The sequence below is a fragment of the Collinsella sp. TF08-11AT genome (genome assembly GCF_003437035.1).
GTDB lineage: Bacteria > Actinomycetota > Coriobacteriia > Coriobacteriales > Coriobacteriaceae > Collinsella.
Genome location: NZ_QSRL01000013.1, coordinates 1 through 6442, shown reverse-complemented (window position 1 = coordinate 6442; position 6442 = coordinate 1). Strand labels below are relative to the sequence as shown.

General features: G+C 63.0%; 6 protein-coding genes. 2 read left to right on the top strand and 4 right to left on the bottom strand.

What is annotated here, in order from left to right:
- Positions 1–45: 45 nt before the first annotated feature.
- A complete protein-coding gene (locus tag DXC79_RS08185) occupies positions 46–771 on the bottom strand; it encodes a uracil-DNA glycosylase (RefSeq protein ID WP_117635823.1) in 726 nt (241 codons plus the stop codon).
- Positions 772–859: 88 nt separating this feature from the next.
- Complete coding sequence (locus tag DXC79_RS08180) at positions 860–1762, bottom strand: DMT family transporter (protein WP_117635822.1); 903 nt, start codon at positions 1760–1762, stop codon at positions 860–862.
- 158 nt (positions 1763–1920) lie between these two features.
- On the opposite strand from DXC79_RS08180, the gene DXC79_RS08175 reads away from it, so the two are divergent.
- Positions 1921–2787, top strand: coding sequence for a LysR family transcriptional regulator (locus DXC79_RS08175; RefSeq protein ID WP_117630046.1), 867 nt, complete (start codon positions 1921–1923; stop codon positions 2785–2787).
- A 27-nt stretch (positions 2788–2814) separates the two neighbouring features.
- Here the strand turns inward: DXC79_RS08175 and DXC79_RS08170 are convergent, their stop codons facing one another.
- Positions 2815–4197, bottom strand: a complete 1383-nt coding sequence (locus DXC79_RS08170) for an MATE family efflux transporter (RefSeq protein ID WP_117630045.1) — start codon at positions 4195–4197, stop codon at positions 2815–2817.
- A gap of 412 nt (positions 4198–4609) precedes the next feature.
- Positions 4610–5722, bottom strand: a complete 1113-nt coding sequence (locus tag DXC79_RS08165; protein ID WP_233503085.1) for an IS110 family transposase — start codon at positions 5720–5722, stop codon at positions 4610–4612.
- A 452-nt stretch (positions 5723–6174) separates the two neighbouring features.
- On the opposite strand from DXC79_RS08165, the gene DXC79_RS08160 reads away from it, so the two are divergent.
- Positions 6175–6442: transposase (locus tag DXC79_RS08160; protein WP_147327491.1), on the top strand; the 268-nt coding region annotated here is incomplete at its 3' end.

The following is a 6442-nucleotide window of genomic DNA, read 5'->3' as shown; positions in this document are numbered from 1 at the left end:
CCGATGGCAAGATTGCCGTCGGGCGCGTTTTTGATGTATCGATTTTTAGCCGAGGCAAGTCCAGTTGACGGGGGCCGAGCCGTGCTGTTCGAGTAGTCGATTGGCAGCGGAGAAGGGGCGCGACCCCATAAAGGCGGGGAGTTCTGCCGTGGCGCGGTTTGCCGAAAGCGGCGAGGGGTGCGTGGACGCAAGGCAGAACTTGCTGGTTTTTCTGCCCGCGCCGGTCGCGGCGAGCTTGCCCTCGATCATCTGCTGGGCAAAGCGGCCCCATGCCAAAAAGACTACCGGCTGGGGCAGCTGGCAGCAGCGCTCGATGACGTAGTCGGTCAGCGTGCTCCAGCCCAGCTTGGCGTGCGAATTGGCGGCATGCTCACGCACGGTGAGCGTGGTGTTGAGGAGCAGGATGCCCTGTTGTGCCCAGGGGGTTAGGTCTCCCGTGGCGGGGATGGGGCAGTCCAGATCGGCGTTGAGTTCCTTATAGATGTTGCGCAGGCTCGGCGGCAGTTTGGTTTGTGTCGCGGGGACCGAAAACGACAGCCCCATGGCCTGGTTAGGCCCGTGATAGGGGTCTTGACCCAAGATGACAACCTTGACGTGGTCTGCCGGCGTGTAGGCGAGGGCATTGAGGATGTCGTCTTGTGCCGGGTAGATGGTCTGCTCGGCACGCAAAAGGGCGATGCGCTCGAGCAGCTGGTTCGTCGTGTCACGTACCGGCCGCGGCGCATCGCCCAACCAAGTTGCTATGTTGCGGTCGCGCGTTGCGGTGTCCATGGGGCTCCTTTATGGCAGATACTCTGTTGGTATCTATTGTAAAGGCGCACCGGTTGCCTTTATGCCGCGGCTGTATGAAGAGTGGGGTCTACGAGACGCGCTCGGGCGCTCCTGCCATGCGAGCGTGCCCGTGTGCACGAAGACGCGGGAGCTCGACGGTTGCCACCATGACGCCGGTGAGGATGAGGGCGGCGCCAAAGAAGGCGATGGGGCTCAGGACCTCGCCGACCAGGAAGAACGAGAAGACAGCGGAGCAGACCGGCTCGAGCGAGAAGGCAAAGCCTGTGGTCTCGGCGGGCACGTGGGGCTGCGCGAGCGTTTGGGTGATAAAGCCGTAGGCAGAGCAGATGAGCGCGAGTGCGACGACGACCACGACCTCGCTCGGCGTGCTGGGAAGCGTGAAGCCGCCAAAGGTAAATGCGGCGATACCCGAGAACAAGCCGCCGAAGCCCAGCTGCCAAATGCCCAGAGCCAGCGGATCGACTTCTTCGACAAAGCGCTTGGCGATGATAATGTGGCCGGCATAGATAAAGGCCGAGAGCAGCATGATGATCGCGCCGGGATTCAGGCTAGTAAAGTCGGCGCCCGAGAGCAGCAACATGCCGCAGGTGACGATGGCGGTGCCGATGAGCACCTTGCGCTCGGGGGCGCGACGCAGCAGTGCCGCGTTGGCAAACGGCACGATTACGACCGTCAGGCTCTGCAAAAAGCCGGCGGTGGAGGCGGAAGTGAGGCTAGAGCCCAGGCACATGCAGGTGATCTCGGTTGCCATGATGGCGCCGATGATGGCGGCGCGGACCATCAGGTCACGGTTGATGCGCACCGCGTGCTTGTGGAAGAGCAGCAGGCAGGCCGCAAAGGCGATGATGCAGCGCAGCGCGACGATGCTCGTGGCGTTCATGCTGTCCATGCCGATCTTCATGAGGGGGTACGAAAAGCCCCATGCGACGGGAACGGAAAATGAGAGCGCGATTGCTTTTTTGCGATCCATGGGACTCCTTTTGTTACAGAACGGTTTCGCAAAAAGGATTCTGCTCCCAGATATGGATGTAGTAAAGCGAATGTATCTTCAGTATGATTAAGAAGTACTAATGTTGGAAGAAAAAACCCTGGCAAAACGTTTTACGGCTACATCGATGTGGAGGCACGATGGCATCGCGGTATCAGATTGTATGTATGGTGGTCGATTGCGGCAGCCTGAAACGTGCCGCCGACGAGCTGGGCTATACGCAAAGCGCGGTGAGCCAGGCCGTCAAGGCGCTCGAGCGCGAGCTGGGCACCACGATTATCGAGCGTGGCAAGCAGGGCGTCTCGCTTACGCGCGACGGCAAACAGTATCTGCCGTATCTGCGCCAGATCGTTACGGCCGAGGCCGAGCTTGAGGGCAAGCGCCAGGAGTTGCTGGGGCTTTCGTCGACCGACATTCGCATTGCGACGTTTACCAACGTGAGTCGTACTGTGTTGCCGCGAGTGATCCGCGACTTTGGGGCCCTGCATCCGGGCGTGCGCTTTACCCTCAAGCAGGGCGATTACACGAGCAATGCCCAGTGGGTGCACGATGGCGTGGTCGACTTTTGCTTTACAGCGCGTGGATTTACCGAGGGGCTCGAGAAACGCGTGGTCTATCACGACGAGCTGGTGGCGCTGTTGCCAGCCGTCCATCCACTGGCGGCAAAGGAAAAGGTGACGCTTGCCGACCTGGCGTCCGAACCGTTTGTGCTGCTGGATGAGGGCGAACAGAGCCTGGTGCTCGATGCATTCGCGGCGCATGGGCTGTCGCCGCACGTGACGAGCGAGGTGACCGACGACTACACCATCATGGCGATGGTGGAGGAGGGCCTAGGCGTGAGCATGCTGTATCGCCGTACCGTCGAGGGCATGCAGGCCGATATTCGCGTACGTCCCATCGTGCATGCCCCCTCGCGCGACGTAGTGGCGGCCTGGCGCAGCTGGGACACCATGCCTATCGCCACGAGGCGCTTTATCGACTATATGAGCTCGCATATTGTCAATTAATGACTGGCGTGACGTTGCGCGTGGTGATTAGCGGGCTGTCGCTTTGGCTTGTGCTAGACGGTAGGTGCGTGCCGGGTGGCAGAGCAATACCGCCACGACCATAAAGAACGCCGTGGTGCCCAGGCTGATGGGGTAGACCATCATGATGTTCGCAAAGGTGCGGAAGTTCGGGAACACGCAGAAGACCCAATAGAAGCGAATACCGCAGACGCAGATCATGGTGATGAGGGCGGGCATGAGCGAGATGCCAAAGCCGCGCAGGTAACCGGACATGTTTTCGTAGAACATGCTAAAGGCGTATGCCGGGAAGATCGAGCACACGCGGATATAGCCGATCGAGACGATGTTGGGATCGCTGTTAAAGAGCGCCAGGATCTCGCGCCCCAGACCGACGATGATGACGATGGTGGTGAGCGCGACGATACCGCCTTCGACCAGGCAGACCTTGAGCGTCTTGGTGCAGCGGTCGATCTGGCGAGCGCCGTGGTTTTGTCCCACAAAGGTGGTGCAGGCCTGGCTAAAGCTGTTGAGTAGGTTGTAGCACACATACTCCAGGCTCATAGCGGCGCTGGATGCCGCCATGACCTCGGTACCCAGGCTGTTGATGGCGGACTGGATGATGATGTTGGCGACGGCAAAGACGGCGCTTTGGATGCCGGCGGGCAGGCCGATCTTGACGATGCGCTTGAGGGCGACGGGGTCTAAGCCTAAGTCGCGTGGGGTGACGCGGACGACGGAGTCGGTCTTGAGCAGGCGGATAAAGAGCGTAGCGGCGCTGACGGTGTAGGCGATGGCGGTGGCGATGGCGACGCCCGCGACGCCCCAGTGGAGTATGGGGACAAAGATGAGGTCCAGGCCAATGTTGAGGACGGTGGACACGGCAAGCGCCTGCAGCGGCATACGGGTGATGCCGACGGAACGGAAGATCGCGGCCTCAAAGTTGTAGAGCAAGATCGAAGGCATGCTGAGCAAAAAGACGCGCAGGTAGAGCGAGGCGAGCGGCATGGTTTCGGCGGGGACGTTGAGCGCGGCGAGCATGGGTTCGGCAAAGATCTCGCCCAGCGCGATGACGACAAAGCCCACGAGTGCCATAAGAATCGAGGTATGGACGGCGCGTTTGACCATGTTCTGATCGTTGCGGCCGATAGCGTTGGCGATGACCACGTTGGAGCCAAGCGACAGGCCAATAAACAGGTTGAGCATAAGACTGGTAAGCGGAACGTTGGAGCCGACCGCCGCCATGGCGAGGGTTCCCTGGTCGCCCGAGAAATTACCGATGATGACCGTGGCGATGAGGTTCGACAGCTGCTCTAAGATGCTCGTGGCGGCCACGGGGAAGGCGAACAGGGGAATATTGCGCCACAGCGAGCCGGTGGTCATGTCAATGTGCTTAGATGCGGTGTCTGCCATACGCTCTCAATCTCTAATATGCGATTCGCTAGTTATTTGCGCAGACGATAATACTCCTAATGCATCCAGTCGGCACTTAGGGACGTTCCTTTTAATATGAGCAGGACATTGTCAAGAGGCAAAATCGGGCCTGGCCCCAACGATATGGGGTCAGGCCCTCTCCCTATATCAACCCGTCCGCGGTGACCTCGGCGTGTCTTACCGACGCTCGTCTTTGCAGTTTAATATCCGCCCGTGGCGATCTCTCGCTGGGCAATCCGTTGCTACGGCTGAGGCTTCTACGTCGAACCGACAGTCTGTGCACGCGTGTGGCGCCCTGGGCGCTCGCAGAAAAGGGGCCTGAGGTTCGCCTCAACGGCTTCGGATCGAACCGCTTCCGGGGTGATTGGCTTATGTGCGGGGGACCGCCCCCCTACGCCTCCTCGGCCATGAGGCCGACCGCCCACACCCAGCAGGCGAGCTCGCGCGCCGTGGCCACGTTCGCCTTGTTGCCGTGGACCCCGCGCGCGAGCAGCGCCTCCCGCCTCTCGACCAGCCTCCGCACGCCCTTGGCGGCATGCCTCCGGGCGCCCCGGTCCGGGGCCTGGCCCTTGGCGAGGTCCTTCGGCCGCCCCGAGCACGTCAGGTAGTGCCACGCGGCCTCGACCAGCGTCTTTCTCAGGTGCTTGTTGCCGGCCTTGGTGATCGCGCCCCTGCGGTCGCTCTCCCCGCTGGAGTGCTCGGAGGGCGTCAGGCCGACCCACGCGGCGAACGAGCGGGCGTTCCTGAACCTCGAGAACTCGCCGGCCTCGAACACGAGGTCGGCGGCGGAAGCGGTGTCGACGCCCTTGAGGCAGCGCAGGGAGTCGACCCTCCTCCTCCACCTGGGCTTGCGGGCCTCGCCCTCGACGAGCCTCTCGAGCCTCGCCTTCTCCTCCGCCGCCCGCCTGACCGCGTCGACGTAGTAGGCGAGCACCTCCTCGTCGGCCCCCTCCGCGAACCTTATCGACTCGATCCAGGACCAGTGGGCCCGGGTCCAGTTGCCCTTCCTGCGGCCGGTGGGCGTCCTCTCGTCGAAGACGAAGCCGTGCCTGAGCAGGAACTTGGAGAGCCGCTGCTTCGAGCGCGAGAGGTCGTCCCTCGCGTCCTCGAGCGCCCTGGTCAGGTCGCGGGCGGCCTCGCACTCGTCGTCGGGGACCCACACCTCGACCACGTTGCCGACCGACAGCATGCGGGCGAGGAACTCGGCGTCGTTGCGGTCGTTCTTCCTGCGCCTGTCCGCGCTGGGCTTGATCATCTTCGAGACGGCGCCGACCACGCAGTCGACCCCCAGGCCGGAGAGCCTCTTCTGCAGGTCGAAGCCCGTGACCCCGGACTCGTACACGCACCTGGCCCTGGGGTCCACGGAGCGGACCCACTCCGCGACGGCGCCGGCGTCGTAGCCGAAGGTCGCGGCGCGCACCTCCCCGGTCATGACGTCGAGGGAGACGGCCTTTATCGAGCGGGCGTGGACGTCGAGGCCGACGAAGGTGGTAGTATCGAGCATGGGAGCCCCTTCCATGAATGCGGCGTGGCCGCCGCGGCTGAATTAGACACTCACCATTGTCGGCCTAATCCGCGGTCTTTCATGCAGCAGGGGCTCTCAATGTTTTTATGTCCTGCTCATATCGTCTCTGCCGGCAGCTGGGGACACTCCTTCAGACTAGTCATTGGGGACGTTCTTAAACGACTAGTCGAACAAGAACGTCCATTACAGTCGAAATTGTCAGCCCGGGACCGTCTCGGGCTACGATTGAGGCGCGCCCAGAACGGGCCGCCGACCGGGCGCCCGCGCACGGCCGAACGTCCCTGCCCCCGAGAGGGCCCGTTGGGTGCTGCCGGCGCGGGACGCGCCGACCCCGACGGCTGATAGGAAAGTGCCGGGCAGGTGCCGCGGCTGGTAATGTGAGTGCCGAGGGGGAGGCCATCCGGTCGAACGACTACCGGAAGGATACCACCGTGAAAGCGCCATCCACCAGGCCCGCGGCCGTGCTCGGCCTGGACGTCGGCAAGTCATCGCACTGGGCCTGCCTGGTCGACCGCGACGGGGAGGTGCTGGCCAGCGCCCCCGTCCGCAACAGGGAGGCCGAGCTCGACGCGCTGTTCGCCTCCGCGCCCGCCGGCACGCTCGTCGTGGTCGACCAGTTCCGCAACATAGGGTCCCTCGCCGTGCGGCGCGCCCGCGCCGCGGGGCTGGCGGTCGCCTACCTGCCCGGCCTCGCCGCCA